General features: G+C 43.2%; 21 protein-coding genes. 14 read left to right on the top strand and 7 right to left on the bottom strand.

Features of this window, described 5'->3' with window-relative positions; all coding sequences use genetic code 11:
• Nucleotides 1-24: 24 nt before the first annotated feature.
• The 3 genes from Q0A08_RS19830 to Q0A08_RS19820 all read right to left on the bottom strand — a co-directional run bounded on the left by Q0A08_RS19830 (nt 25) and on the right by Q0A08_RS19820 (nt 3,815).
• Nucleotides 25-1,551: an aldehyde dehydrogenase gene (locus Q0A08_RS19830; RefSeq protein ID WP_438463191.1), complete on the bottom strand. Its 1,527-nt coding sequence runs from the start codon at nt 1,549-1,551 to the stop codon at nt 25-27.
• A 9-nt stretch (nt 1,552-1,560) separates the two neighbouring features.
• Nucleotides 1,561-2,439 (bottom strand): 4-hydroxy-tetrahydrodipicolinate synthase, encoded by an 879-nt coding sequence (gene dapA / locus Q0A08_RS19825; RefSeq protein ID WP_438463190.1) that lies wholly within the window; start codon nt 2,437-2,439, stop codon nt 1,561-1,563.
• Between the two features lie 125 nt (nt 2,440-2,564).
• The gene (locus tag Q0A08_RS19820; RefSeq protein ID WP_438463189.1) at nt 2,565-3,815 is read right to left on the bottom strand and encodes an NAD(P)/FAD-dependent oxidoreductase; all 1,251 of its coding nucleotides are present in this window, start codon (nt 3,813-3,815) and stop codon (nt 2,565-2,567) included.
• 117 nt (nt 3,816-3,932) lie between these two features.
• Between Q0A08_RS19820 and Q0A08_RS19815 the strand changes: the two genes are divergently transcribed.
• The 8 genes from Q0A08_RS19815 to phnE (Q0A08_RS19780) all read left to right on the top strand — a co-directional run bounded on the left by Q0A08_RS19815 (nt 3,933) and on the right by phnE (Q0A08_RS19780) (nt 13,395).
• Entirely contained in the window at nt 3,933-4,934 is a 1,002-nt protein-coding gene (locus Q0A08_RS19815) for a 4-hydroxyproline epimerase (RefSeq protein WP_438463188.1), read from the top strand.
• A gap of 207 nt (nt 4,935-5,141) precedes the next feature.
• A complete protein-coding gene (locus tag Q0A08_RS19810; RefSeq protein WP_438463187.1) occupies nt 5,142-5,807 on the top strand; it encodes a GntR family transcriptional regulator in 666 nt (221 codons plus the stop codon).
• A gap of 543 nt (nt 5,808-6,350) precedes the next feature.
• Nucleotides 6,351-8,246, top strand: a complete 1,896-nt coding sequence (locus Q0A08_RS19805) for an ATP-binding protein (protein ID WP_438463186.1) — start codon at nt 6,351-6,353, stop codon at nt 8,244-8,246.
• Complete coding sequence (locus Q0A08_RS19800; protein WP_438463185.1) at nt 8,243-9,592, top strand: sigma-54-dependent transcriptional regulator; 1,350 nt, start codon at nt 8,243-8,245, stop codon at nt 9,590-9,592. Before Q0A08_RS19805 ends, Q0A08_RS19800 begins: the two co-directional genes overlap by 4 nt.
• A gap of 257 nt (nt 9,593-9,849) precedes the next feature.
• The gene (phnD, locus tag Q0A08_RS19795; RefSeq protein WP_438463184.1) at nt 9,850-10,890 is read left to right on the top strand and encodes a phosphate/phosphite/phosphonate ABC transporter substrate-binding protein; all 1,041 of its coding nucleotides are present in this window, start codon (nt 9,850-9,852) and stop codon (nt 10,888-10,890) included.
• A gap of 120 nt (nt 10,891-11,010) precedes the next feature.
• On the top strand, nt 11,011-11,796 hold the full coding sequence (gene phnC / locus Q0A08_RS19790; RefSeq protein ID WP_438463183.1) for a phosphonate ABC transporter ATP-binding protein: 786 nt from the start codon (nt 11,011-11,013) through the stop codon (nt 11,794-11,796).
• Complete coding sequence (gene phnE / locus Q0A08_RS19785) at nt 11,784-12,578, top strand: phosphonate ABC transporter, permease protein PhnE (protein ID WP_009832638.1); 795 nt, start codon at nt 11,784-11,786, stop codon at nt 12,576-12,578. Before phnC ends, phnE (Q0A08_RS19785) begins: the two co-directional genes overlap by 13 nt.
• Before the next feature lie 19 nt (nt 12,579-12,597).
• Nucleotides 12,598-13,395: a phosphonate ABC transporter, permease protein PhnE gene (gene phnE, locus Q0A08_RS19780; protein ID WP_438463182.1), complete on the top strand. Its 798-nt coding sequence runs from the start codon at nt 12,598-12,600 to the stop codon at nt 13,393-13,395.
• A gap of 39 nt (nt 13,396-13,434) precedes the next feature.
• Here phnE (Q0A08_RS19780) and Q0A08_RS19775 read toward each other — a convergent pair whose 3' ends face one another.
• From Q0A08_RS19775 to gcvA, 4 genes are all read right to left on the bottom strand, one after another.
• The gene (locus tag Q0A08_RS19775) at nt 13,435-14,526 is read right to left on the bottom strand and encodes an ABC transporter substrate-binding protein (RefSeq protein ID WP_438463181.1); all 1,092 of its coding nucleotides are present in this window, start codon (nt 14,524-14,526) and stop codon (nt 13,435-13,437) included.
• 1 nt (nt 14,527) lies between these two features.
• Nucleotides 14,528-15,967 (bottom strand): sensor histidine kinase, encoded by a 1,440-nt coding sequence (locus Q0A08_RS19770; RefSeq protein WP_438463180.1) that lies wholly within the window; start codon nt 15,965-15,967, stop codon nt 14,528-14,530.
• Nucleotides 15,960-16,631 (bottom strand): response regulator transcription factor, encoded by a 672-nt coding sequence (locus tag Q0A08_RS19765; protein ID WP_438463179.1) that lies wholly within the window; start codon nt 16,629-16,631, stop codon nt 15,960-15,962. The genes Q0A08_RS19770 and Q0A08_RS19765 overlap by 8 nt, the downstream gene beginning before the upstream one ends.
• A gap of 229 nt (nt 16,632-16,860) precedes the next feature.
• Nucleotides 16,861-17,751 carry a transcriptional regulator GcvA gene (gcvA, locus tag Q0A08_RS19760; protein WP_438463178.1) on the bottom strand — a complete coding sequence of 297 codons (891 nt, stop codon included), beginning with the start codon at nt 17,749-17,751 and terminating at the stop codon, nt 16,861-16,863.
• Between the two features lie 411 nt (nt 17,752-18,162).
• On the opposite strand from gcvA, the gene Q0A08_RS19755 reads away from it, so the two are divergent.
• The 6 genes from Q0A08_RS19755 (at nt 18,163) to Q0A08_RS19730 (ending at nt 26,836) form a co-directional block, all read left to right on the top strand.
• Complete coding sequence (locus tag Q0A08_RS19755; RefSeq protein ID WP_438463177.1) at nt 18,163-19,281, top strand: 4-oxalomesaconate tautomerase; 1,119 nt, start codon at nt 18,163-18,165, stop codon at nt 19,279-19,281.
• A gap of 141 nt (nt 19,282-19,422) precedes the next feature.
• The gene (locus Q0A08_RS19750; protein WP_438463176.1) at nt 19,423-20,526 is read left to right on the top strand and encodes a Bug family tripartite tricarboxylate transporter substrate binding protein; all 1,104 of its coding nucleotides are present in this window, start codon (nt 19,423-19,425) and stop codon (nt 20,524-20,526) included.
• Nucleotides 20,527-20,676: 150 nt separating this feature from the next.
• Nucleotides 20,677-22,713, top strand: a complete 2,037-nt coding sequence (locus Q0A08_RS19745; protein WP_438463175.1) for a tripartite tricarboxylate transporter permease — start codon at nt 20,677-20,679, stop codon at nt 22,711-22,713.
• A 24-nt stretch (nt 22,714-22,737) separates the two neighbouring features.
• Complete coding sequence (locus Q0A08_RS19740; RefSeq protein ID WP_438463174.1) at nt 22,738-23,595, top strand: universal stress protein; 858 nt, start codon at nt 22,738-22,740, stop codon at nt 23,593-23,595.
• A gap of 38 nt (nt 23,596-23,633) precedes the next feature.
• Nucleotides 23,634-25,274, top strand: coding sequence for a methyl-accepting chemotaxis protein (locus Q0A08_RS19735; protein ID WP_438463173.1), 1,641 nt, complete (start codon nt 23,634-23,636; stop codon nt 25,272-25,274).
• A gap of 179 nt (nt 25,275-25,453) precedes the next feature.
• A complete protein-coding gene (locus Q0A08_RS19730) occupies nt 25,454-26,836 on the top strand; it encodes a lyase family protein (protein WP_438463172.1) in 1,383 nt (460 codons plus the stop codon).
• Nucleotides 26,837-26,997: the final 161 nt, after the last annotated feature.

Below are 26,997 nucleotides of genomic sequence, written 5' to 3'. Positions count from 1 at the left end.
GAAAGTTTAATTTCTCATAATACGCTAATTAGCGTACCAAACTGTCTTGGTCTGCAAATATTGCTCAAATGCCTCTAGACCATTATCACGTCCACCGAAGCCAGACATCTTATAACCTCCAAAAGGTGTTGAGATATCGCCTTCAGAAAAACAATTAACCGAAACAGTCCCTGCTTTGATTGCCTTAGACATTCTGTGGGCACGACGAATATCCGCTGTATATAAAGACGCTGCCAAACCATATTCACTGTCATTAGCCAGCTTGATCGCCTCCTCTTCTGTGCTAAAGCTCACCACAGCGAGTACTGGGCCAAAGACCTCTTGTTTAAACAAGGTCATGTCAGGGGTAACCGCGTCAAAAATGGTCGGCTCAATACACATACCCGCTCCTAAATCAGATACCTTGCCACCCTGAATCAATTGCGCACCTTCTTGTTTAGCTATTTCTAAATGAGAGAGCACCTTATCAAAATGCACCTGTTCTACCATAGGTCCAATAGAGACATCTGAATCTTGAGGGTCGCCCAATTCCCAATCCTCAAGACGTCTTTTTAATACGGCTAACAACGCCTCTTTGATATCTTGATGCACGATCAAGCGTGAACCGCAGCTGCAGTTTTCCCCCATATTCCAAAAGGCTGCTGAGAGTACATCATCGGCAATTTCTTCGACAGAATAGACATCGTCAAATACCACTTGTGGGCTTTTCCCACCGCACTCTAGTACTACACCTTTTAAATTAGATTGGGCAGCATAAGTTAGGAACAAACGCCCTACTTCCGTGGAGCCAGTAAAAGACACCATATCAATGTCATTATGCAAACCTAGAGGTTTACCAACGTCTTCACCAAAGCCCGTAATCAAAGAAAGCGCCCCTTCAGGGATACCTGCTTGATAGGCCAGTTGCACCATACGATAAGCGCTCAAAGACGTTTGCTCGGCAGGTTTTGCAATCACAGAATTGCCCGCAGCTAAAGCTGGAGCCACTTTCCAAGCGAACATAAGAGCAGGAAAGTTCCAAGGCAATACAGCAGCTACTACGCCAACGGCTTCTTTCACCACTAGGGCAAGATTATCCCCATGAGTGGGCGCGACCTTTCCAAAAACCTTATCTATGGCTTCTGCATACCAAGCGAAAGTTTGAATCGTCTCAGGAATATCTGTCGCCAAACATTCTGCAATGGGTTTACCTGCATCAATGCAATCAAGTGCCGCCAATTCTTCAGCATGCTCCGTCAATAATGCCACCCAATTTTGCATCGCTGCTTTTCGCTCTGCTGGGTGTAAGCCCGCCCATTCGCCTGATTCAAAGGTTTCTCTTGCAACTTTTACGGCAGTATTTACATGGCTTTCATCGCAAGATTCCACCTTGCCAATGACACTATGATCGAAAGGACTCAGTGTCTTAAATACTTGTGTTTCAGCACGACTTGAATAACCTTTGATTAAAGCACCAGCATATAAAGCGTGTTTGCGCCCAAGCTGAAACACATCTTCTTTGAGAAGCTTTAAGCTAGAAGCAGAATTAGATGTTGAATTAAATAGCTGCATATTGACCTCCTATGCGGATAAAGCTTGCTCTAATAAAGCGATAAACTCAGCTTGAGATTCAGCACTCACAGGCAGTAAAGGGGCGCGAACATTCCCCACAGGCACGCCAACATGAGCACAACCTAACTTGGCTTTTTGATTATAATCTTCCGCTTCCTGATGCTTAATCACAGGTAAAATGGCTGTCATTAAGTCTCTTACTTTCGCAAGATCATCCACCTTAGCCGCTTCAATCAAGGCGACATGTTGAGAAGGTAAATAGTTTGCTGCACCGCCTATCCAAGCACGTACACCCCAGAACAAGTAGTCTGCCGCCTGATCATCACTGCCACACACAACTTGGAAATTATCTAGCTTGGCATTGATTAACGACAAGGCACGGCTAAAGTCACCACTACTTTCTTTAATCCCGACTATGTTCTTATCTGCACTTAGCTCGATCACCGCTTCAACACTAATTTCAACACCAGAACGCGCTGGGAAGTTATACATAATGATGGGCATATCAGCCTCTTGGCTGACCGTTTTGTAATGTTGAATAATTTCGTTTTCTTGCGGTAAGCAATAGATAGGGGGCGCTAACATTAAGCAGGTATAGCCTAGCTCTTTTGCCTGTTTAGCTTTCAGTACAGAGCCTTGGGTATACAAATCATTCACACCAGCAATTAATAGGGCTCTATCACCCACATGCTCAGCAATAAAGGCCATTACCTTATAACGCTCTTCATCATTAAAGGTGTAATACTCACCAGTGGTGCCACAAGCAACAATGCCTTTCACACCAGCATTAATTTGAAAATCTAATAAGTTAGCCAGAGCGGCAAAATCAATACTGCCATCTGTAGTAAACGGGGTAACGACTGGGACTAATACACCTTCAATATTCATTTTCTTATCCTTTTAACATGAGGTTTAAGCTTCTTTTAAAAGCCGATTTAAGCTTATGCTTTAATTAATGTATATTTTATACAATTTGTTTTTACAAAATTTTTTAGCGCTGTTTCATTTCTTATTCAGGCAAATCTATCGTGACGAAATGGCGTCATATCTAACTTAGGCTTTTGGTTGTGTGTTAAGGCATTCACCAACTCACCTGTCACTGCGGCTTGGGTTAAACCTAAATGCTGATGACCAAAGGCGAATATCACCTGCCCTTTGGCACCAACCTTATCTATGATGGGTAAGGAGTCAGGTAAAGAGGGCCTAAAGCCCATCCACGTTTGACCAACTTCAGCATCAATTTTAGGTAAAAGCACTTGTGCATGTCGTACCAACATATGCGCTCGCTTCATATTCGGTGAGCTGTGCAAACCGCCAAATTCAACGGTTCCAGCAAGGCGTAACCCGTCATTCATTGGTGTCATAATGAAACGTCTATCAGCAGAAGTAACAGGCACTGTTAAGCTATTATCGACTTTGGGCAACATGAGGTGATAACCCCTTTCCGTATCCAAAGGCACTTTCTTCTGAGTTAATGCTTGCACCCAATGTTTTGACCAAGCCCCTGTTGCTAACACGAGTTTAGGCACCTGATATGAAGCCCCATCAAGCGTCACCTCAACGCCATCATCATTCATGTCTAATGCTTCTACTTCTTGCTCAATCAGCTTGCCCCCCTGCTTGATAAAATGCTCAGCTAATACACGAGTCAATTTATGAGGGTCAGCCGTATGAGCCGTATTGGGAAACATGACGCCATGGCAAATATTGCCTGACAAGCTCGGTTCTAACTCTCTCACCTGACAACCCGAAAGTGATTGAGTTTTAATACCCTGCTCATTCAAAAAGAAATGAGTATCTTCATAGTCTAAAACTGACTTTTGTGATTCAAATACTAGCAGTGAGCCGTCCGCTTTAATTTGTTTTTGCTCTCCTAATTCTTCTAAAATCTTCAACCAAGCAGGTAAAGCTGCATTATTAAGCCCAGTTAAGGCATCCACTCCCTGACAAAAAGGGCCGCTTCTCGTATTGAGCATAAAACGAATTAACCAAGGAGCGATTTTATGTAGATAAGACCAGCGAATAGACACAGGCCCTAAAGGATCAAGTAGCATTTTAGGTATCTTCCACATCAAACCGGGTGTGGCGAGCGGTAGAATCTGTTCTGTCGCAAAGTGGCCAGCATTGCCTTTTGAGCAACCTTCCCCTACTCCGTCCCTATCAATTAAGGTCACCTGATGGCCTGATTTCTGTAAGGCTAGAGCACAGCAGACACCAACAACACCTGCACCTAAAACAGCAATATCCGCTTGCAAAGACTTCATAAAATATCCTTTCATCTGAACTCTGTATATTGTATAAAATATCCTTTGATCAAAAATAAAGCAACGCTATTCATTCTAAAAACCCCAATAACGATAAAAACGGATAAGGAAAATAAGATGAGAGAAGGCACCTTTTTTTGCATTGATGCTCATACATGCGGTAACCCAGTTCGCTTAGTTGCAGGCGGTTATCCTGATCTAGAAGGTCAAACAATGAGCCAAAAACGCCAATTTTTTCTTAATAAGTATGATTGGATTCGACAAGCGCTAATGTTTGAGCCAAGGGGACATTCCATGATGTCTGGCTCTATCGTTTACCCTCCTTGCTCTGAAGATGCCGATGCTTCAATACTCTTTATCGAAACCAGTGGCTGCTTGCCCATGTGTGGACACGGCACCATAGGTACAGTCACAAGCGCCATTGAAAATGGCATTATCAAACCAAAAGTTCCGGGGCAGCTCATTCTAGATGTGCCCGCAGGCAAAATTAAAATTGAATACAAACAAGATGGTGACAAGGTAGAAAGTGTGCGTATTTATAATGTGGCTTCTTATCTCGCTCACACAGATGTCGTGGTGCAAGTGCCTGAATTGGGTGAACTTGTGGTCGACATTGCCTACGGTGGTAACTATTACGCTATTGTAGATCCGCAAAAAAACTATCAAGGGTTAGAGCACTTTAGCCCTGATAAAATTTTGCAATTAAGCCCTATCGTACGCCAGCTTGTTGATGCAGCGGCAGAATGTGTTCACCCAGACGATGCCACAGTTAATGGGGTTTCCCATGTGTTATGGACAGGTACTCCCACACAAGAAGGGGCACGAGCAAAAAATGCCGTATTTTATGGGGATAGAGCCATAGACAGATCCCCTTGCGGTACAGGCACCAGTGCGCGAATGGCCCAATGGTTTGCCAAAGGCAAGCTCAAAGTCGGTGATGACTTTGTACACGAAAGCATTATCGGCAGTTTATTTCATGGACGGGTTGAATCTCTAACCCAAGTCGGCAGTCATATTGGCATCATGCCAAGCGTGCAAGGTTGGGCCAAAGTGTATGGTCACAATACCATTTGGGTGGACGATGAAGACCCTTATGCCCACGGCTTTGAAGTTAAATAACCTTTACGTACAAAATGAAAGAATCACAGGGTTTAAGCACTTAAAGGTGTTAAGTTTTATTAAAAGGGCTTTTAGAAATACTAAGCTGGGGGTTATATTAAACGTCAGCTTTTTATTAAGCTTTAAAGTGAAAGTGTTACAATAAACCAATAATGAGACTCCACCATACGACAGAAGCGCGGCCCCTACTCCATGATGACAAACTCTATGCCTGTTTATAAAACACGAACCCAAATGGTTGCAGACATATTAAGGAATAAAATTCTGTCCGGTGAAATCGTGGCAGGAGAAGCATTACGCCAGGAGGCCTTAGCCAAAGAATTCGACGTCAGCCGAATACCTGTTCGAGAAGCCCTATTACAATTAGAAGCCCAAGGCTTAGTGGCTTTCGAACCTCATAAAGGCGCCATCGCAACCGAACTCTCACCCGCTAAAATTCACGAACTCTTCCAATTAAGAGCCATGATAGAGTGCCATGTACTAGAACACTCTATCGATAATATGACAGAAGCCGACTTTGATGCGGCAGACAAGATAGTACAAGCCTTTGAAACGGCAGTAGAAACGGGATCTCAAGTAGAAAGCTGGAGCGATTTAAATTATCAGTTACATGCTGCCCTTTATAAGGCTGCTGATCTTCCTCAAGCCAAAGAAATTATCGAAAGCTTGAATTTAAAATCAGACAGATATATTCGCCTACAACTATTGCTTACTTCACGCATTGATAAAGCAGAACAAGAACACAGTGAGTTGCTCACACTTTGTCGTCAGCGCGATAAAGTTGCCGCCTGCGCCCTGCTTAAAAAGCATATTTTAGAAGCGGGCCAAGCCATTCATGACCTATTAGTTGAACAACAAGAAAACGCAAAATAAGCCATTCCTCGCCAATTTATCCCCTGATAAATTGGCGTTTACTTCTCACAAGCACAGATTCCCCATCTACTTATTCCATTTTTAAGCAAACCTGTGCATGAGTTTAAGCAGAAGCTCAAACAGCAAACGCTTTTAACTTAAGCCAGTATCAAGTAATTTAGCTAGGAAGCTGCAAATAAGTCCTCCCGCCTCAGCGTGAGGATAAAAGCCCCTAGATTTATGGCGAGGGACGAAACTTAATAGTCATTCTATTGATAAGGCCCTTAACGTAAAGATAGGGCTTTTAGGCCACGCCCTTTGGGTCTTTAAATTATACCTACTCGGCATTTCAAAAAAGTAACAGACTGAGAAGAGGCGACTTATTCGCAGGTTCCTTTATGGGACATTTTTGTCCTTTTAATAAGCTAAAAGCCTGATATATGGCCCTTCAAACTTGGCATCATTCTTTCATTAGCTTTATTAGCAAAACGGCTCATTAGTAAACAGCTGACACTGACTTAATACCTAAGCTCTTCCAAAACAATAAAAATAGGATATTTGGAAATGGCAATAAAACGATTTTACTGGCTCTCGCAGCTAGGGATTGGCAGTCGCTTATTTTTGGCTTTTGTGATGATTTCTTCCATCACAATCGTCTCTAGTGGACTGGCAACAAACACCTATTTGCAACTAAGCGATAGGCTAATGTTACTCAAGCATCAGGATATTCCTGGTCTAGATGCCGCAGCGCGCCTTAATGATAAAAGTCGTTTAATCGTCGCAACCGCGCCTTTAATCGTCACCAGTGACTCGAATGTCAGCCGTAATCAAGCCATGGATACTTTGAACATTGCGATTCAAGATATGGACGGTTTGATGCGTAATTTACCTGACTATAACCGCTATTTTTTAGAGCTCATCACCCAGATACAGAACAACTTAACCCTGTTAAATCAGAGTGTTGAGCGACGAGAAGTCATACGTAAAAAACTTACTCAACAATCCAAACTCATCTTCCCCTTGTTCCAAGATTTAATCGTTGAGTTCGATCGTCTAGAGCAAAGTGAGCAATTAGAAGAAGTCATCAGACGGCTTTATTACTTTTCAGGCCTTATCGAAAAAGTCAGTAACGAAGCCTCCTTTAACGACCTTGATTACACCTTTTTACGGCTTGAAGATTTAGGCCGAGAAATCAGTGCGCGTCTGCCTTTTTTGCCACAAATCCCCCGTTTAAAACGTCAGCTTCTTAGCCAGTTATTAGAAATGAGTTCACGCCAAGGACAACTCTTTTTATTGAAAAATGAAGAGCTAGATTTGCTCTATCAACAGAGCTTCTTTCTGGAAAATAGCCAGCAGCATATCCAACAATTAGCGGCGCAGATAAATCAATATACCAATCAAACCAATACCAGTATTCGTGGTTCTTTAGAAGGAGCGATTAAGTCCATCAATGCCAGTATTAGCAGCATTCTTTTGCTCTCCTTAGCCAGCCTTGCTGTTGCCTGTGCCATCTCTTGGTTTTACGTGAGACGAGATGTGTTACAGCGCATTATTGAGCTACAAAAAAACATGCGCGCCATAGCCAGTTCCAAGCTTGATACCCAGATATTAATCAAGGGGAATGACGAAGTATCAGGTATGGCCAGAGACCTGCAATACTTCCAAAAAACCGCCATAGAAGTGGAAAAAACCAACCAAAAACTCGCCGCCGAAATTGAAGAAAGACTAGCAGCCGAAGTCCAATTAAAGAGCACCCAAAATGAACTAGTCCAAGCAGGAAAGCTTGCCGCCCTTGGTCAATTGAGTGTGGGGATCACCCATGAAATTAACCAACCTTTAACCGCGATTGCTAGCTATTTGCATACAGCCGGACGCCATTTAGATAAGGCCCAGCCAGATAAAGCCAGACTCAATATCGAAAAGATGCGCCAGCTATTAGATAAAATCGCAGGCATTACTCGCCACCTTAAAGCCTTTGCCCGTGAGGCAGGTACAGAACTCAGTCCTGTGTTATTAGAGCCCGTTATTCTTGATGCCATAGAGCTAATGTCGAACCAAATTCGAGAACAAAATAGCCGTTTAGAGTATCAAAATGAAGTCAAAGATCTGAATGTATTGGCCGAGCCTATTCGCCTCGAACAAGTTCTGGTGAATCTCATTAGTAATGCGGTGGACGCCTTATCCAGTGCGCCTTTAAAGCAAATTAAAATAGCAGTAAAAGAAGATGATAATCAGGTATTTATCAGTGTCAGCGACACTGGCATTGGCATAGAATCCGATAAGCTAAACCAAATATTTGACCCCTTCTTCACCCAAAAAGAAGTGGGCCAAGGTTTAGGACTAGGCCTCTCTATTAGTTACAACATCATTCAAGATTTTAGTGGCCAAATCCGAGTCAGCTCAACCCAAGGACAAGGCAGTACTTTCACATTGGTTTTACAAAAAGCGAGCACAAAATGAAACAAGCGATTCGCATTCTTATCATAGATGATGAGCAAACCATCATTGAAGCCCTGACAGAGCTTTTAGAGCTAGAAGACTTTCAGGTAGACACCTTCTTAGATGCCCAACAAGCATTAGATTCTCTCAATAAAAATAGCCCAGTGGTTGCGCTTTGTGATGTAAAAATGCCAAAGATGGATGGTATGAGTGTGCTGGCCAAGCTCCAAACCTTAGATCCTGAATTACCCATTCTCTTGATGAGTGGCCACGGTGATATTCCTATGGCTATCGAAGCCATGAAAGAAGGGGCTTATGACTTTCTCGAAAAGCCGCTGCAACCTGCTAAGCTGATTAGCCAATTAGAAAGAGCCATAGAGAAGCGTCGTCTCATTTTAGAGAACCGTAGCCTCAAACAAAACCTCGCTAATCAAACAGGCCTAGAGAATTTTATTATTGGTGAATCCGCTGCCATTAAAGGCATACGCCAACATGTAACAGCCCTCGCCCAAGCCAATGTGGACACCATTATTTATGGGGATACCGGCTGTGGTAAAGATGTGGTCGCCCGAGCGTTACACCAGTTTAGCCGTCGTCATGAAAGCCGGTTCATCGCCATAAACTGTGGTGGCATCAGTGAAAGCTTGATTGAGAGTGAGCTCTTTGGTCACGAAGCAGGCTCTTTTACCGGTGCCAATAAACGTCATATCGGCAAGATAGAAGCCGCCAATGGCGGCACTCTGTTTCTTGATGAAATCGAAACCATGCCCCTGCCTGTGCAAATAAAACTTCTCAGGGTGCTGCAAGACAGGACCATAGAAAGAGTCGGCAGTACACAGCCTATTCCCGTTGAGCTCACTGTCATAGCCGCCAGTAAAGATGACCTTGCCCAATTAGGCGAAGAAGGGAAGTTTAGAAAAGACCTCTTTTATCGCCTCAATGTGGCAAGCCTCACCATACCGCCACTTAAAGACAGGCCAGAAGATGTACTGCCTTTGTTTCACTATTATGCCCGTAAAGCCGCCGAGCAATTCGATCGCCCTTTGCCTGAGCTTACCCCAGAGTATCTTGCCTTTTTATTGGAACATGAGTGGCCAGGCAATGTACGAGAACTCAAAAACGCCGTGGACAGATTTGTTTTAGGTATCACAGAAACCTCTCTCGCGACCCTTAAACGTGATGAAGACACTAATGGCAGTTACGAGGAACGCATGGAGCAATTTGAGCGCAGCATTCTAGAACAAGGCTTACGGGCATCGGGTGGTCAACTTAATGAGGCGGCCGAATTATTAGATCTCTCTCGTAAAACCCTTTATCGAAAAATGAAGAAACACCAATTAGATAAGCAGGTTTTTAAGGCGACATAAAAGGTTTATAAAAGGGGCTTAATAAAAAAGACACATGTGTCCCATTTAACAAAAAACAATGAGACTAAAGCGTCCCAAAGTAGTGACTTAGATTTTTAAAAATATCGTAAACACATGAAATTAAACAATATTTTAGACTTGGTATTGCTTTTGCTCTAACTGGGTCAGATCCACAACATTGTGGGGCTGACTCATCCCCGATCAGGGTCTTGCCCAATTGGTGATAAAAATAAAAATATCTAATGAGGAAAAGTGAGATGCCAAACAAATTGCTTACCGGTTTACTTTTAACCAGTTCGTTATTCTTAGGTGCCAGCGCTGTACAAGCAGAAGACTGTAAATACCGTGGCGTATTAGACGACAAGTTTTGTGATGATAACTACGACCTTGTTGCCGACACACCGAAAGACCCTAGCAAATGGCGTGATCCAAGCACCTTGGTTTTCACCTACACACCCGTAGAAGACCCAGCGGTGTACAAGGATGCCTTTAGCGACTTTCAAAAATACCTAAGTGATGTCACAGGTAAAAAAGTGGTTTATTACACGGTTCACTCGAATGCGGCCGAAGTTGAAGCCATTCGCTCTGGTCGTTTGCACATTGCCGGTTTCTCCACAGGCCCAACTGGCTATGCGGTTAACCTAGGTGGTTTAGTGCCAATCGCAGTAAAAGGCACAGCAGACGGTTTCCAAGGGTATAACCTGATTACTATTGCCCGTTCAGACAGTGATATTTATAAAATGTCTGATCTTAAAGGCCGTGTTGTTGCACATACATCTGCTTCCTCTAACTCTGGTAACTTAGCCCCTCGTGCTATCTTCCCTGCATTAGGTATTACCCCTGATCAAGACTACAAGGTGAAATACTCAGGCAAACACGACCAATCTATCATGGGCGTACTATCAGGTGACTATGAAGCCGCGCCTGTCGCATCAGACGTATTTAAACGTATGGTGGCAGCAGAACGAATTGATGCAGACGATTTTCGTATCATCTACACCAGCCCGCGTTTCCCTACCTCTTCATTTGGTTATGCTCATGACTTAAAACCAGAGCTAGTAGCAAAAATCAAAAAAGCCTTTACTGAATTCCGTTTCCCTGCGGATATGCAAGAAACCTTTGGTGGTGCAGACCGTTTCTACCCAGTTACTTATAAAGTTGACTGGCAAGTTATCCGTGACATTGCCCACGCATCTGGCACGGCTTACACCAAAACAGGCCTAAAACGTTTGGCTGAAGCTGACGCAGCGAAAGCCGCGAAAAAGCGTGCTGCCGCAGCGGCTAAAAACAATGGTTAATGGCTAACTTGCCAAATTAACCACCTCAGTTTTACCGCACATTTAATTAATTGAAATAGCTCATCAGCGACCTGGGAGACCAGGTCGTTTGCACCTCTTATTGCTTGTAGGATACAGATTATGTCTTCAACTCACGCGGCGGTTGATCGCTCCAACTTCCTTGAAATCAAAGGATTACAGAAAGAATACGTGCCAGGTAACCCGATTTTAAAGGGCATCGACATTAACATCAGCGAACCCGGCATTGTCGCCATTATCGGTCCATCAGGCACAGGGAAAAGTACCTTATTACGTTGTATCAACCGTTTAATTGACCCAACAGCTGGGGCCATCTTGTTTGATAATGCAGACCTTAGCCAAGCTAAAGGGGGCGAATTACGTAAACTACGCCGCCAAGTCGGCATGGTGTTCCAAGAATATAATCTGGTTGAACGTTTAACCGTGATTGAAAACGTATTAACCGGCCGCCTTGGTTATATGAGTGCGTGGCAGGCTTGGCGTCGTAAATTTAGCCAAGAGGACATTAATGGCGCATTTGAACTACTCGCAGCGGTTGGTCTTAGCGAACATGCCAATAAGCGTGCAGACAGTTTATCTGGCGGTCAGCGCCAGCGTGTTGGCATCGCTCGCGCCGTTATGCAAAATCCACGTGTGCTATTAGCCGACGAGCCCACTTCTTCCCTTGACCCGAAAACGGCGGTTGAGATCATGGAGCTGCTAGAACGTTTCTCAGAAGAGAAGAACATCCCTGCTCTGGTCAATATTCACGACGTTAAACTCGCCAGCCGTTTTGCTAAACGCATGATAGGCATGAGTAATGGTGTGGTCGTATATGACGGCTCTCCAGAAGGCATCACAGATGAACACCTTAAACAAATTTATGGAGGTGAATCATGGCTGGACTAAGCACCTCCAAAGAGTATGAGAATCCCTTTAAGCGTAACTGGGTAAGCACCGGTATTTGGGCGCTTGTTGGTGTCTATCTGGTTTATTCTTTCAATGCCATGGGCCTCACATGGGATAGATTCGTTCAGGGTTTAGGCCATGCGGATAAACTTTTAGATCGTATGTTCCCGCCAAACTTTGATCGCTGGGAACTATTATTAAGCGGCTTAGCAGAAAGCTTAGAAATTGCGGTTATCGCCAGTGTCTCAGGCATAGTACTGTCACTATTTTTTGGTCTCTTTGCAGCCCGCAACTTGATGCCAAACTGGGTCAGTGTGCCTATGCGAGGCTTCATTGCCTTGTGTCGTACGTTTCACCCTGTAATCATCGCTATTCTCTTTGTGAAAAGTGTCGGCTTTGGTGCTCTAGCAGGCATACTCACTCTGATCGTAGCCTCTATTGGCTTTATCGCTAAGCTGTTTGCCGAGGCCATCGAAGAGATTTCACTCAAGCAAGTAGAAGCGATTCGTGCCACTGGCGCAGGCTTTGTGAGTGTCATTCTTTTCTCTGTGATGCCACAAGTTTTCTCCCGTTTCATCGGTTTTTCTGTGTATCAGTTGGACTCTAATCTACGTAACTCCACCATGGTGGGAATCGTAGGTGCAGGCGGTCTTGGTGGCACCTTATTCTCTGCGTTCCAGCGCTTTGACTATGACTTTGTTGCTGCCATCTTAATCACCATTATTGCCTTGATCATGCTAGGCGAGTTTCTGTCTAACATAGTCAGAAACATCTTTAGATAAGCCTTTAGGAGCCAATTAAATGAATACAATGAATCATCACTGGCAGCGTTTTACCCTAAAGCAAAAGCTGTCCCGTTATGCGGTTTACCTAGTGCTTATCATGGCTATGGTGCAATCGATTCAATCGGTCGAGGTCATCCCTGAGTTCTTCTTTGATGCACCAGAACAAATGGCAGACATGTTCAGCCGTATGTGGCCTATTGATTTTGCTTACTATCCTGTGTCCGTTCATGACGCCATGATAGAAACCCTTAACATCGCCACCTTGGGTACGTTAGTTACCTTGATTTTTGCTTTGCCGTTAGCCTTGATGAATGCCAGCAATATTGTGGCATCGCCTTGGGTGCACTGGATCGCTAAGTTCTTCTTAGTCTCATCCCGTTCCGTAAACTCACTGGTTTGGGCACTCTTGTTTGTCTCTATCTTTGGGCCGGGGGTTATCGCCGGCGTGCTCGCGATTGCGTTTCGATCTGTTGGTTTTGTCGGCAAGCTATTAGGTGAAGCCATCGAAGAGGTAAACATGGGGCCGATTGAAGCGTTGAGAGCTACTGGCGCCTCTTGGGCATCCGTACTACTAAAAGGATATTGGCCACAAATCCTGCCATCTTTTTTCAGCATCGTGCTATTTCGTTGGGACATTAACGTACGTGAATCAGCGGTCTTAGGCTTGGTCGGTGCTGGCGGTATCGGTGTGGTATTAAGTGACTCTATGAATCTGTTTGAATGGCAACGAGTGGCTGTCGCATTACTCTCTATCTTTGTGGTCGTGATCATTGCAGAAATTGTGGTAGTGAATATCCGTAAACGTTTAATCTAACGATTTCATTTCACCGTTTCATTCTAAAAGGGCTCTACTTTATTCTAAAGGAGAGCCCTTCTCAGGTTTAATTAAGGCTTGAGACCATTCATCTAAAATGATTTTTCGCTTCATTTCATCCGTTAAAACCAAGAGCTTTAACCCTAATGCAATAGGCCTAGTATTGCCCGTATCCGATAGATCAAATGAGGTATTTAAGTAGTCTTTCCTGACCTTGGCATTGATGGGAAATAAGTTAGATTGTTGAGCAAGTACTTGCTGCCCTTGCTGTGATAATAAGAAATCTAAAAACATTTTAGCCAGCTTCGCATTCGGTGCCGTTTTCGGAATAAAAGCCGTACGCATAATCGCCACAGTGTAGTCTTTTGGAAGGACAAACTTAATTTGAGGGTAGGTTTTAGCCCAAGATTTAGCATAAGATCCTAACAAGTTATAGGCGATTGCTATCTCTCCATCTGCCAAGGCTTTCAGCATAGCAGCGCTACTTGGAAAAAGACGAACATCGTGAATACCAAAAGACTCTAATACCCGCCCATAACTGCTTGATTGCTGGCTATCATGCGCCCATAAAAGATAGCCAATGCCGACTTTTCCAATATCAAAAGTACCAATTAAGCCTTTTAATCTATGCGAATTTTGTCGAATGTATTCCAGCATTTGTGCTCGGCTTTGAAGACTCGGAGCTATAATACTGGAGTTGCGAGAAATAAAATCATGATTATAAGCAATCACCGCTGGTTCATAAGTAAAACCAAAAATCTCATCACGCCAATTCGCCCATTCAGGTAAGCTGCGAGTTTGCTCAGAACGATAGGTTTGCGCATGGCCATCGTTAACTAACTTGATTTGTAGGTCCATGGCGGAGCTTGTAATGACATCCGCATCAGCCAATTCGCCAGCTAGAAAGTCTTGGTATAACTCACGTGAACCTAGCTCTTCATATTGCACAATAATATTCGGAAAGCGGGCCATAAAAGCGTTAAACAAAGGCGTTATTTCTGGTGTATCAGCGGCACCTTTTACTTTTAAAATCAGCTTACTAGCGCTCTCATTCAAGGCATTTTCTTGCTTATTGGCCAGCACAGAGAAACTTATCATTAAGAGGATAAAAGCAGATAAAAACTTTATCATATTAAGATTCCAGTAATTCAAAGCTTATGTTCACAATAAGACCTGTGGGCGCATTATCAATTAGCGCTAAAGATGCCCCATGATGATCAACCACTTCTTTAGCAATCGCTAAACCTAAACCAGTACCTGATCGAGGATTATTGGCACTACGATAGAAGCGCTCAAATACATGAGGCTTTTCACTATCAGGTATCCCAATACCTTTATCTTGTACAGACAAGGCAATCTTAGACGTTGAGCTGGAATCAAGTTTGGCAAGACTTACCACAACAACTGAATGAGCTGGGCTGTATTTAATCGCATTTTCTAGAATATTTCTCAGCATTTGCTCCAGTGCGAATTCATCTCCTAAGATGTAAGCAGGGTTACCCTTGGCAAACGACGTCTCTCCTTCAAAAGCAATTTCAACTTCTTGCTGTAACGCCGAAACAACTACATGCTTACAGACAGATTTTGTGATCTTAATAAGGTCAATTTGGGTTAATTGTTGGCTTTGAAAGCGATGCGATAAAGTTGCCTGCATCAATAGCTGAGTCACAGTGTGATTCAGCATATCGCATGACTCAATTACACGTAATAGCTGCTTGTGCCTAGCACCCTCATCCTCTTCAGAAAGTGCATTTTGTGCTTGGGATTTTAACCCTGCTAATGGTGTCCTTAACTGATGGGCCGCTTCACTAGTAAAGCGTTGCAGATGATTCAAGTTATTCTCTAACTGCCCCATAAAATGATTAATACTTTGCACTAACTGCTCAAGTTCAGTCGGCACGGGTAAATCAATTTTCGACAGATCAAAACCTGTACGTGAAGAGAGCGTACGGTTTAGTTTATTAATGGGTTTAAGTAATTGCCAAATACCTAGCATCACCAAAATAAAACCGACAGAAATAAAGGGAAAGACGAGCTGAATGCCACGCCAACTAATTTCATTCGCTAAGGCTTCTCGGGCAATCACTGTCTGCCCAATTTGAATACTGACATCACCAGAATAGTTAGCTTCCGTCAGACGTTTTTTATAAATAAGAAACCTAACTGGCTCACCATCATAACTCGCATCAAAAAAGTAAGAATCAGGCTTATGCTGGGGGGCATCAAAGTTAGCTCTTTGCCGCTTTTCCTTACTGGTTGGCAAACCATCATAACCTGTTATTTTTTGCCCTGTTTTGTCTTTTATCTGATAAAAAACTCTATCATTTGGTGCTGACGATAATATTTCAAAAGCAGACCAAGGTAGATCTACAGTAATATTGCCTTCCTTCATACTGATGTTTTCAGCAACTTGTATTGCCGCACTGGTAAGCAGTCTGTCGTAAGAAATTTGAGCAGAGCGTTTGCCATAACTATTAGCTAAAAAGAACGTTATAAAGCTCGCAATGCACAAGAGTAGCAATGTCATTAGAACTAATTGTCCACGAATGGATCTGCCAGAACGGCTAATCATCCAAGGCTTCCAATATATAGCCTAGCCCTCTTAGGGTACGGATTTCCACCTGACTCTTTTGTAACTTTTTCCTTAATCTTGCCACATAGAGTTCAATCGCATTAGGGCTGGGAGGTTCATCAAAATTATAAAGGTGATCGATCAAATCATCCTTACTAAGTACCCAACCGGGGTGAGTTAAAAAGACCTCTAATAAACGAAACTCTCTTTGCTTTAAATCGACTAATACCTGATCCACATACACACTACAGGCTTTTCTATCTAAGCTTAAATTGCCATATTGGATAAGGTCATGCGCTTGCCCTTGTTGCCGCCTTAATAAAGCACGACACCTAGCGTCAAATTCACCAAAATCAAAAGGTTTAGTCAGGTAGTCATCCGCTCCTAGGTCAAGTAACTGAATCCTATCTTTAACCTCATCTCTGGCCGTTAAAATAAGCACAGGAGTTATGGTTTTTCTGATTCTGAGTTTATTTAATACTTGCTCACCATTCATGCCTGGTAAATTCAAATCCAATATCACAAGGTCATATTCTTGATGCCTTAAAATGTCATTTGCATCAGCGCCACTGGTCACAAGATCTACCCCATGACCTTGCTTTAAAATACGCTGATTAATGGCTTCACCTAATACATCATCGTCTTCGACAACCAGTATTCTCATATATTGCTACCTAAGTGATACTTATGCAGATCCTCTTTGTAGTCACATCCATCCTAGACCTATCTTCAATAAAAAGTATTACTGAATACTCAAAATATTAGCAGTCACTAATAGGTCTGTTAAGATAAATAAGTTTTTTCCGTGACAGCTTGCTGACAGCTTTGAAAACTATATGAGCTCGTTTTTAAAGGTCGGTATTTAGCCATCTTATGTAGGCTCTAAGCCCACGCTAAGCTAAGATTTCTTGCTTAATCCAGTCAATAAACTTCACCACATCGGCTCTTTGAGACAGGCTCTTAGTGCATATTAGGTGGTAGTTATATTTAGCTCTCAAAGATTGCGGAAAAAGTCGAATTAAACGCCCTGTTTTTAAGTCATCCGCCGCCAGAACACTGCTGGCCATCGCTACTCCTTGCCCATCAATTGCGGCTTGTAATACCATGCTCGACATACTGAATCTTGGTCCATGTTTAAAGGCGTCTTTATTTAGCCCATTCTCTTCAATCCATTCGGCCCAACCGGGAAAAGATTTGTCCGCAGAACGCCGTTCAAGATGCAATAAAGGATAATCACTTAGAGCTTCTAAACTGGCACATTGGGTCATCAAATGAGGGCTACAGACAGGAAACAGCTCTTCATGGGAAAGTGCTTCAACATGCATGCCCTTTTCTTTGATCGCGCCATAACGGATTGAAATATCCACATCATCATGGGCAAAATCGATTAGTCGAGTTGAGGCATCAATACGTAAATCAATATCAGGGTGTTTACGCCTAAACTGCTCTAATCGAGGTAATAACCATTTCGCGCCAAACGAAGGCGCCACACTGATGGTAATGAGCTTTTGTTCACTATAAGCTTGCGCTTTTGCCGCAGCGTCGCCTAACAATTCAAACCCCTGCTCTATCAAAGGCAGGCAGGCTCGACCCGCTTCTGTTAAGCGCACAGATTTATTTAAGCGCTTAAACAACTCAACGTCTAAATGCGCTTCCAACAACTTAATTTGCTGACTAATTGCACCTGTGGTGACACATAGCTCATCGGCTGCTTTTTTAAGACTTTGATGCCGTCCAGCCGCTTCAAATGCCTGCATCGCTTTTAAAGGAGGTAAGCGTTTCATCGTGTTTTCCAATTTTTCAGTTTAGTTATTCTATTACCAACTTATAATTTAAGAATACTAATTAATTTTTTGTTAGGTTTTTATGCTTAAAAATCGAAAAGTATAATTTTTAATTTTACTAAATCAAACCTCTAAAAACCAATCAGAAAACAATATACAAGCAATAAACAAAAAACATTTTAACAATTAAAAACAACAACTTATAAAACAAGTTTTCTTTATAATTTTTATAAATAAATTTACTTGTTTTATATTTTTAAAAAATTCGATTTAGTTTTTCTATCTCAAACATCTAATTCTTATCGTTTGTCAGTCAAAACCCTCCACGTTACTTTAGCCCACATCAGCAACAGCTAAATTGAAAGTAAGATTTTGATTTAGAAAATCTAAACAATAGTTCGAGGTGGTCTCATGCAAACATCCATTCCCTGTACCATGATGCGTGGCGGTACGTCACGAGGACCTTATTTTTTAGCGAATGATTTACCTAGGGATTGGGAGACACAAAAACAGGTTTTATTATCTGCAATGGGATCTTGTACTGGCCAACAAATTGACGGCATTGGTGGTGCCACCAGCTTGACCAGCAAAGCGGCGATCATTTCGGTTTCAGATAGTCCAGACGCAGATATTGATTATTTGTTTGCACAAGTCTCTATCGATGATATGTCCGTAGATACGGCGCCATCTTGTGGCAACATTCTCTCTGGTGCAGCTCCTTTTGCCATAGAGTCAGGTTTAGTTCGTGCTCAACTAGGGGAAACCTTAGTCAGAGTACGCAACCTCAACACCAACTCTTTCATCCATGTGCTGGTGCAAACCCCCAATGGTTTTGTCAATTATGAGGGTGAAACCCAAATTGATGGTGTTGAGGGCAGTGCTGCGCCCGTCATGCTCAACTTTTTGAATGTAGCAGGGACTAAAACGGGCAAACTATTTCCAACGGGCCAATTAAAAGACACGATTCTAGGAACAGAAGTCAGTTGCATTGATGCCGCTATGCCTATGGTACTTATCCCTGCGACAAGTCTAGGCATTAAAGGCAATGAGTCAAAACAGACGCTAGATAATGATAAAAATCTACTTACCCGTATCGAAGCAATTCGCTTAATCGCAGGCGAAAAAATGGGCTTGGGAGACGTAGCTAATCAAGTCATTCCCAAAGTGGGCCTATTAAGTGCGCCACAACAGGGAGGCAATATTACCTCTCGATATTTTGTCCCCCATAACTGCCATGCCAGTCACTCTGCTACAGGCGCTATTTGCGTTAGTGTTTGCAGCGCTATCCCTGGCACTGTGGCTGACGATCTAATTTTGCCTAACTTACCAAGCCAAAACGCCCAAAAAAATAAGCAAATCATTATCGAACATCCAAGTGGCAAGATCACTATCGCGTTAAATATGACACTTAATCAAGAGACGTCTCAAATCCACCAAGCAGGGTTAGTCCGCACTGCAAGACGCTTGTTTCGTGGTGAACTCTACGTACCGAGCAAAGTATGGACACCACTCACACTTCAAGTCGGTTAATTTCTGGGCTTATTTTCCAATTTTAAAAAACACCCTATCAAGACAGCTTGGTGACAGCTTGCCTTTTTAAGGTGGTTATATAGCAGCAACCCGACCACCTAAGTGGTCACCCTTAATACAAAAATAATTATGAGGCTAACCATGAATTATCATAAAAAGAGCTCAGTAACAAAGTTGATGCAAGGCATCATCACTAGTGCAAGTATCGTGCTTGCCACCCTTTCTATGCCAGCCCAAGCAACCGACTTTAGTGGCAAACGTGTTGAATGGATTGTCCCTTTCAAAGAAGGGGGTGGTTCAGATACTTGGGCGCGTTTCTATGCACCTATGATCTCAAAAAACCTACCGGGTGAACCTGTAGTCGTGGTGAAAAACATCCCTGGTGGTGGCTCTACCAAAGGCGCCAACCAATTCCAACGTCGCGCTAAAAACAACGGCCTTAACGTACTAGGCACCTCAGGTTCAACTCAATTCCCTTATCTATTAGGCGATCGTCGCGTTAAATATGAATATCAAGACTGGCATGCAGTACTTGCCACACCAACAGGCGGTGTTTTCTATGTAAACGCTGAACTGGGTATTAATTCAGCGCAAGACCTAGTGAAATTACGCAATCAAGAACTTAAGTATGGTAGCCAAGGCGCAACCTCGTTAGACCTAGTCCCACTACTTGCTTTAGACATGTTAGACATAGATGTTAAAGCGATCTTTGGCATGAAAGGTCGTGGCGCAGGTCGTCTCGCTTTTGAACGTGGTGAAGTCAATATCGATTACCAAACCAGTGCCGCTTACCTGAAAAAAGTGACACCTTTGGTTAAAGAAGGCAAAGCGATACCTATCATGACTTGGGGTATTTTGGCTGAAGATGGTAGCTTGCAAAGAGACCCAACTTTCCCAGACCTACCTCACTTTGCTGAAGTCTATGAAATGATTCATGGTGAAGCCCCTTCTGGTACTGACTTTAAAGTTTGGAAAGCTTTCTTTGTCGCAGGCTTTGCCGCTCAAAAAGGGATTTTCTTACCTAAAGGCACCTCAGAAGAAGTGATTGAAACTTGGCAGAATGCCATTGCTAAAACCGTTGAATCAGACGAGTTTAAGAGCCGTTCTGAAAAGGTTTTAGGCCTTTACCCGCAAGCGATTTATGGTGACGCTACCAGCGCCTTTAACACAGCTCTTTCTATCTCAGACGCAGATAAAGAGTGGGTCCGTAACTGGTTGACTAAAAAGTATAACGTACGCTTTTAATCCCTCACTATCTTTACTCTTTCACTTTGATAAGCCCTGTTTTCAGGGCTTTGACAAGCTCATTTATCGGAGAGCGCACATGCCTCACCTAACCAACACCAGTGGTCGAAAAACCGTTCGCCATTTCATTACTTTAAGAGGCTTGAGCGCATGATAGATGCATTCTTAATCGCCCTACAAACCATACTCACGGGCACTCATCTTTTATACCTTTCTGGCGGCGTTTTACTGGGTCTCGCTATTGGTATTTTTCCAGGTTTAGGTGGCATAGCAGGCCTCTCTCTCCTATTACCTTTTTTATTCGGAATGGAACCCGTTTCGGCTCTTGCCATGTTAATCGGCTTGGTTGCGGTCATCCCAACGTCTGATACCTTCACCTCAGTATTAATGGGTATCCCCGGCTCAAGTGGGTCTCAAGCCACCGTGTTAGATGGCTTCCCCATGGCTAAAAAAGGCCAAGCGGCCAGAGCCTTATCGGCGGCTTTTTCTGCCTCTTTGTTCGGCGGTTTATTTGGTGCCTTAGTCCTGACCTTATTTGTTCTTATTGCTCGCCCGGTCATCCTAGCGTTTGGCTCGGCCGAGCTATTTATGCTGACCTTACTCGGACTTAGTATGGTGGGTGTACTGGCAGGTAATAGCCTAATTAAAGGCTTAAGCGCCTGTGGCATTGGCTTGCTGTTTGGCAGCATTGGTGGCGCTCCTGCGACCGGTGAATACCGTATGAGTTTTGATAATAGCTACCTAATGGATGGTATTCCGTTAGTGGTAGTGGGCTTAGGTATTTTCGCTATTCCCGAAATTATTGATCTATTAAGGCAAAATCGTCCTATTGCTGAAGCCTCTAAATTAGGCAGCGGTTGGGTCGAAGGCATCACAGATTTAGTACGTAACAAATGGCTAGCGATTCGTTGCGCCATTATCGGCTGTATTGTCGGTGCATTACCAGGTTTAGGTGGTAGCGTTGTGGATTGGATCGCCTACGGCCATGCAGTACAAACGTCAAAAGACAAATCAGAATTCGGTAAGGGAGATGTACGAGGTGTAATAGCACCAGAATCGTCTAACAATGCAAAAGAAGGTGGCGGTCTTATTCCAACCTTACTCTTTGGCATTCCAGGCTCTGGCAGTATGGCGGTGTTTTTGGGCGGCATGGTACTGATTGGCTTAGAACCTGGACCCGCCATGGTCAGCACGGATCTTGATATCACCTACACCATCGTTTGGTCCCTTGCGATGGCAAATGTGATTGGTGCCGGTGCCTGTTTAATCCTATCTAAATGGGTCGCTAAGCTCACCACCATACCTTATGCCTTAATGGCCCCTTTCATGATCATGGTGATTTGCTTTGCGGCTTTCCAAGCAACCCGAGATTTAGGCGACCTGATGGCGCTACTGGGTATTGGTTTATTGGGTATTTTGATGAAGCGCTTTGGCTGGCCAAGACCTGCTTTTTTAATTGGCTTTGTGCTCGCCGGCGGTATGGAAACCTATTTATATCAAGCGGTACAGTTTGATGGTTGGGGCTTTCTACTTAAGCCGGGCGTTATCATCATTGGCGTAATGACTGCGGTTTCTATTTACTTTGCAGCAAGACACGCAAGTAAGTCAGATGATACTAGTGGCTCTGAAAGCGCTGAAAGCGCTGAAAGCGCTGAAAGCAATGAGAAAGACAATCTAACTCAAACACAAGCTAAAGCTCAGCACTCCATTCGCCCACAGGTAATATTTGCCGCTGCGGTTTGTCTAACCTTCGCCTATGGTTTGTACGACTCTTTACAGCAATCCTTTTTAGGGGGCGTGTTTACCGCAGGCTTGTCTGGTCTCATGCTCATATTGTCTAGTATTGTGCTTTATAAACTTGTTACTAATAAGTTTGACGACCCTGCAAACTTTGATAATGAAATCGTCGCAGGCTATAAGGGCGATCAAAGTGTTGCCAGCTTGATGCATTATATCTATTGGTTAGTTGGCCTTATCCTGGGTTGTTTTGTACTTGGCTATCTCATTTCTATCAGTCTCTTTTTTATTGCCTTCTTGGTCTTAAAAGCGCGTACCTCCTTTATAAAAACCGCCTCCCTAACTATGAGTGCCGTTTTATTCTTAAGTGCTCTATCTCATGTCATGGTGTTAGACCTTCCCCGTGGCCTGCTACAAGATCTAGTTCAACTTCCCTGGCCGATAGGCTAGGGAGTTTTCTCACGGAGATTTTTTATGATTACCCCAAAATCCTTATTAATGCCCTTATCTACCAGTGGCCACATTAATGAGCGCCTTGAAGGTGCGCTTTCCGTGGCTAACTACTTTGATGGTCATTTAGAAGTACTGCATGCTCAAGTTAGCCCAAGACAATTTATCCCAGAAGGTGCGATAGGTATTCCCACCAAACTAGTACGAGAATTAGAATCACTGGCGGGGAAGTTTTCTCAGTCTGAATCACAAACCCTACAGACAGAGTTCGCTAAATTATGTCGTAAGTTAGATATCAAACTGAGCGAAAAGGCATCTAGCAGAAACACAACGGCAAACTGGGTAGAAGTGAATGGTTTACGCAGTGAGCTAGTCGCAGAAAAAGGCAAGGTATCTGACCTTGTCATTATCCCTCAGTCTAAATCAGGTAGCTCTACCGCCACCTTTGAAGCCGCCATTATGCGTAGCGGCAAACCTGTTTTGCTGGTCCCTAGAACCATGACCCAATTTAAAGCAGATAAGGTGTTAATTGCTTGGAATGCCAGTACGGAAGTAGCCCGAGCAATAAGCCATGCACTGCCGATTCTAAAACGGGCCCAGCAAGTCATTATCACCACAGGTACTCGTAAAGGATATCGTCAACCAAGCCCCAATGAGCTAGCCGATTATCTTAAAAGCCATGGCATCAATACCATTATTGAACAGTTTGATAATAGCCATAGCGCCACGGGTGAAGCCCTGATGAGTTTCGCTAAAAATCATCAAAGCCAGCTCATCATAATGGGCGCCTACACAAGGCGACGTGTGCGGGAGCAAATTTTTGGCGGTGTTACTCGTCATATGTTGGCCAAGTCTGATCTTCCTATTTTTATGATGCACTAAAGCAAAAAAACGAACCTTCATCACCTAGGAGCACTAAGATGCAAATCCCTCATATCTCCATTAAAAGCAAACTTCTTTTGCTCTCAGTGCTTCCTGTGGTTGGCCTGTTTATTGTCGTCGCCACCTCCTTAATCCAACTAAAAGCAGCTAATCAAGGTGTCGAGAAAGTATACCAAGAGCATATGGTGCCTCTTGAAAACTTAAAGATTATTGCGGATGACTATGCCATTTATGTCACAGATTCAGTCAATAAGGCCAATGCAGGGTTGATCAATGCAACCCAAGCCTTAGATGGCATTAAAAGGGCACAGGTAGAGATAAACGAAAAGTGGCTTGCGTATCGTAGCCGTAACTTAAGTACAGAAGAGTTATTACTCGCTGAAGAGGCCGAAGTCTTATTTGTAAATGCCGACAAAGCCATAGAAAAAGTCACCCAGAAGATCACCAGATTAAGCGAGATGAGCCCAAAAGTTGCGTCTCGTTTAAATCGTCAAATTGGTCCTTTATATAAGGATATTGATCCTATTAGTCATAAAATTGCTGACCTTATCAATTTGCAAATGCGCCTAGTGGAAAAAGAAAACAAAGCACTTAAAGCAGATTATCAAGTCCACCTTATTTGGCTCACTAGCCTAAGCCTATTTCTTATCAGCCTATTAATTCTCCTCAGCTTTATTCTCTATCGTGCTGTTAAAAAGCCCATCGATGATTTAAGTAATAGTATGGAGCGCATTATTAGAGATGCGGATTTCACCACCAGTATCCCCATCGAAAGACAAGACGAAATTGGCACCATGGCAACCCATTTCAATGCCACTATTTCTATGATTCGCCATGTGATTAGAGAGCTCAACAATGTGACCGCTAAGCTTGCTAGATCCTCTTCAGAGCTCACTCAAATCAGTGCTGAAACCAAATTAAGAATCAATGCCCAACGTGATGAAGTGGAACAAGTCAGCAGCGCCATGCAACAAATGGTTGAATCCACCAATAAGGTGACACGTCAATCCGAAAGCGCCAATAAAGAGGCCCAAACAACTAGCCATCAAGCAAATGAAGGCTCTGAAGTCGTACAAGATTCAATGCAAACAACCAGCATATTGATTGAAGAAATAAATAAGTTATCAGGTCAAATCAGTATTTTAGATACTGACAGCAACAACATAGGCCAAGTGGTTGATGTGATCACAGACATTGCTGATCAAACTAATTTATTAGCCCTTAATGCGGCGATCGAATCTGCTCGTGCAGGTGAACTTGGCCGTGGTTTTGCCGTTGTCGCCGATGAAGTTCGTACCTTGGCACAAAGGACACAAGCCTCTACAGACCAAATTCGTGATGCCATAAAAAGCCTGCAAACTGGCACCCGTTTAGCCTCAAATATAATGCAACTGTGCTCCACTCAAGCCGATAGCGCAGAAAACAAATCTCAACTTGCAGCTGAGACGTTAACTCAGATAACCAAAGCCGTTGATCGTATGACACATATGAATTTAGACATAGCAGATGCATCGGATTTACAGTCTCATGTGGCTGAAAACATTAATACGTCATTAGTTACCATCAATACCCAATCCCAAGAAGTAAAAACCGGTGCCGATAAAGTCACCCAAGCAAGCCAAGAACTAGAAACATTATCTAGCGAACTTCAAAGGCTTTTAGGTCGCTATCAAGTTTAAGATATCAAACTCTGTCCCCTTTTAATGAGCAGTAAAAAGCTTTTTATAAACAGTGCCTTTTTTTACATAAATTCAAGCATGAGTTTATGTAATGCTTCTATGTCATTAACTCGATTGTCCCTTCCCTTACTTTCCTCTTTTATAGGCGTTTATATAACAAATATAAAAGAGGTTAAGTCATGTCAGCCAATGACTTTTCGTTAGACAGCTCGTTAGAAACGCGCATAGAAACAGATTTGATTGGCGCACTAGAAGTGCCTCTTGATGCGCTATATGGTGTACAAACTCAAAGAGCCATTGCGCTCTACCCGCTCAATGGTGAAAAACCCTTAAGTGATTATCCCGTACTCATTAAGGCTATGCTGAAGGTAAAAAAGATAGCAACTCAAACTAACCTGAACATAGGTGAGTTAGAGCCTATTTTAGCCCACGCTATCATTCATGTGATTAATCAGCTGTTAGACGACTTACCGCTTGAGCAGTTTCCAGTACATGCCTGTCATGGTGGTGGTGGCATTTCTACCAATATGAACATCAACGAAGTGGTCGCGAATCTAGTAAATCGTGATGCGTTTTTTCGCCAGCTAGGCACTTACTCTCCCGTTCATCCCAACGATCATATCAATCTCAATAATTCCACCAGCGACGCTCAAACCACAGCTTGCCACTTTGCTGTGATAGAGCAATGGCAGTTGTTAGAAAGTAGCATAGATAGGCTTATTAACGAGTTTAATACCCAAGGAGCGAAATGGCAGCATGAACAAAAAATTGCCCGCACCTGCTTGCAAGATGCTGTAGAGATCAGCTTTGCCGACCTGTTTAGTGGTTATCAAAGCCTGATAGAGAGAAACAAAAAGCGCCTTAACCAAGGGGTGATAGAACTTTATAAGATTAACCTTGGTGGCAATATTATTGGTCGTAAAGGAGATGTGTCCGAGGCATTTTTTGAAAACATCATAGACGAGGTGAATACCCAGATGTACACCCGTCTGTTTTGCCATAGTGACAATCTGTTTGATAGCTCTCAAAACCATGATGACCTTATTTCCATTGCCAATCGTCTTGAGTTATTTGCTCGTGGCTTGATTAAAATCGCCAAAGATTTTCGCCTCATGTCATCAGGCCCTGAAACAGGCTTTGCCGAGCTAAACTTACCAGCAGTACAACCTGGTTCCTCTGCGATGCCGGGTAAGGTAAACCCAACCATTGCGGAGTATTTAGTGCAGTGTTGCATGCAGGTATGTGGGCGCTGCTACACGGTACAAATGACGCAAGATCATGGCGAGCTAGATCTTAACGTATGGCAGTCTCTTGTTATTCACAACCTATTAGATGCCATGAGCTGTCTAGAGAATGGTATCCAAGCGTTCACCCAGCATTGCCTGAGTGGCGTGACCCCCAACAGCCAACAAAACCAACAGAACATACAAACCATGATCCCGACTTTGATTCGCCTTAAACAAGAAAAAGGTTATTCCTATGCCTCCAAAGTATTCAAGGAGAGCCAAGGTGATATTACAAAAGTCAGGGCGCACCTTATAAAAGATAAACAAGGAAGCTAACAAGCGAGAAAACGGAATGAGAGCCAAGGAATGAGTTTTTAGCCATAGCAGTATTCAATAATCTCAATTGTGGCTTGAGGCAGGGCTTTTTAAACTTAAAACAAGTCACCAACACACTATTTTTGACAGCAAGATCAAAATAAAAATTAACCAACAGGATA

Source organism: Marinomonas sp. PE14-40, from assembly GCF_051623805.1.
Classification (GTDB): domain Bacteria; phylum Pseudomonadota; class Gammaproteobacteria; order Pseudomonadales; family Marinomonadaceae; genus Marinomonas.
The sequence above is the reverse complement of the archived record's forward strand: the minus strand, read 5'-3'. Positions and strand labels throughout refer to the sequence as shown.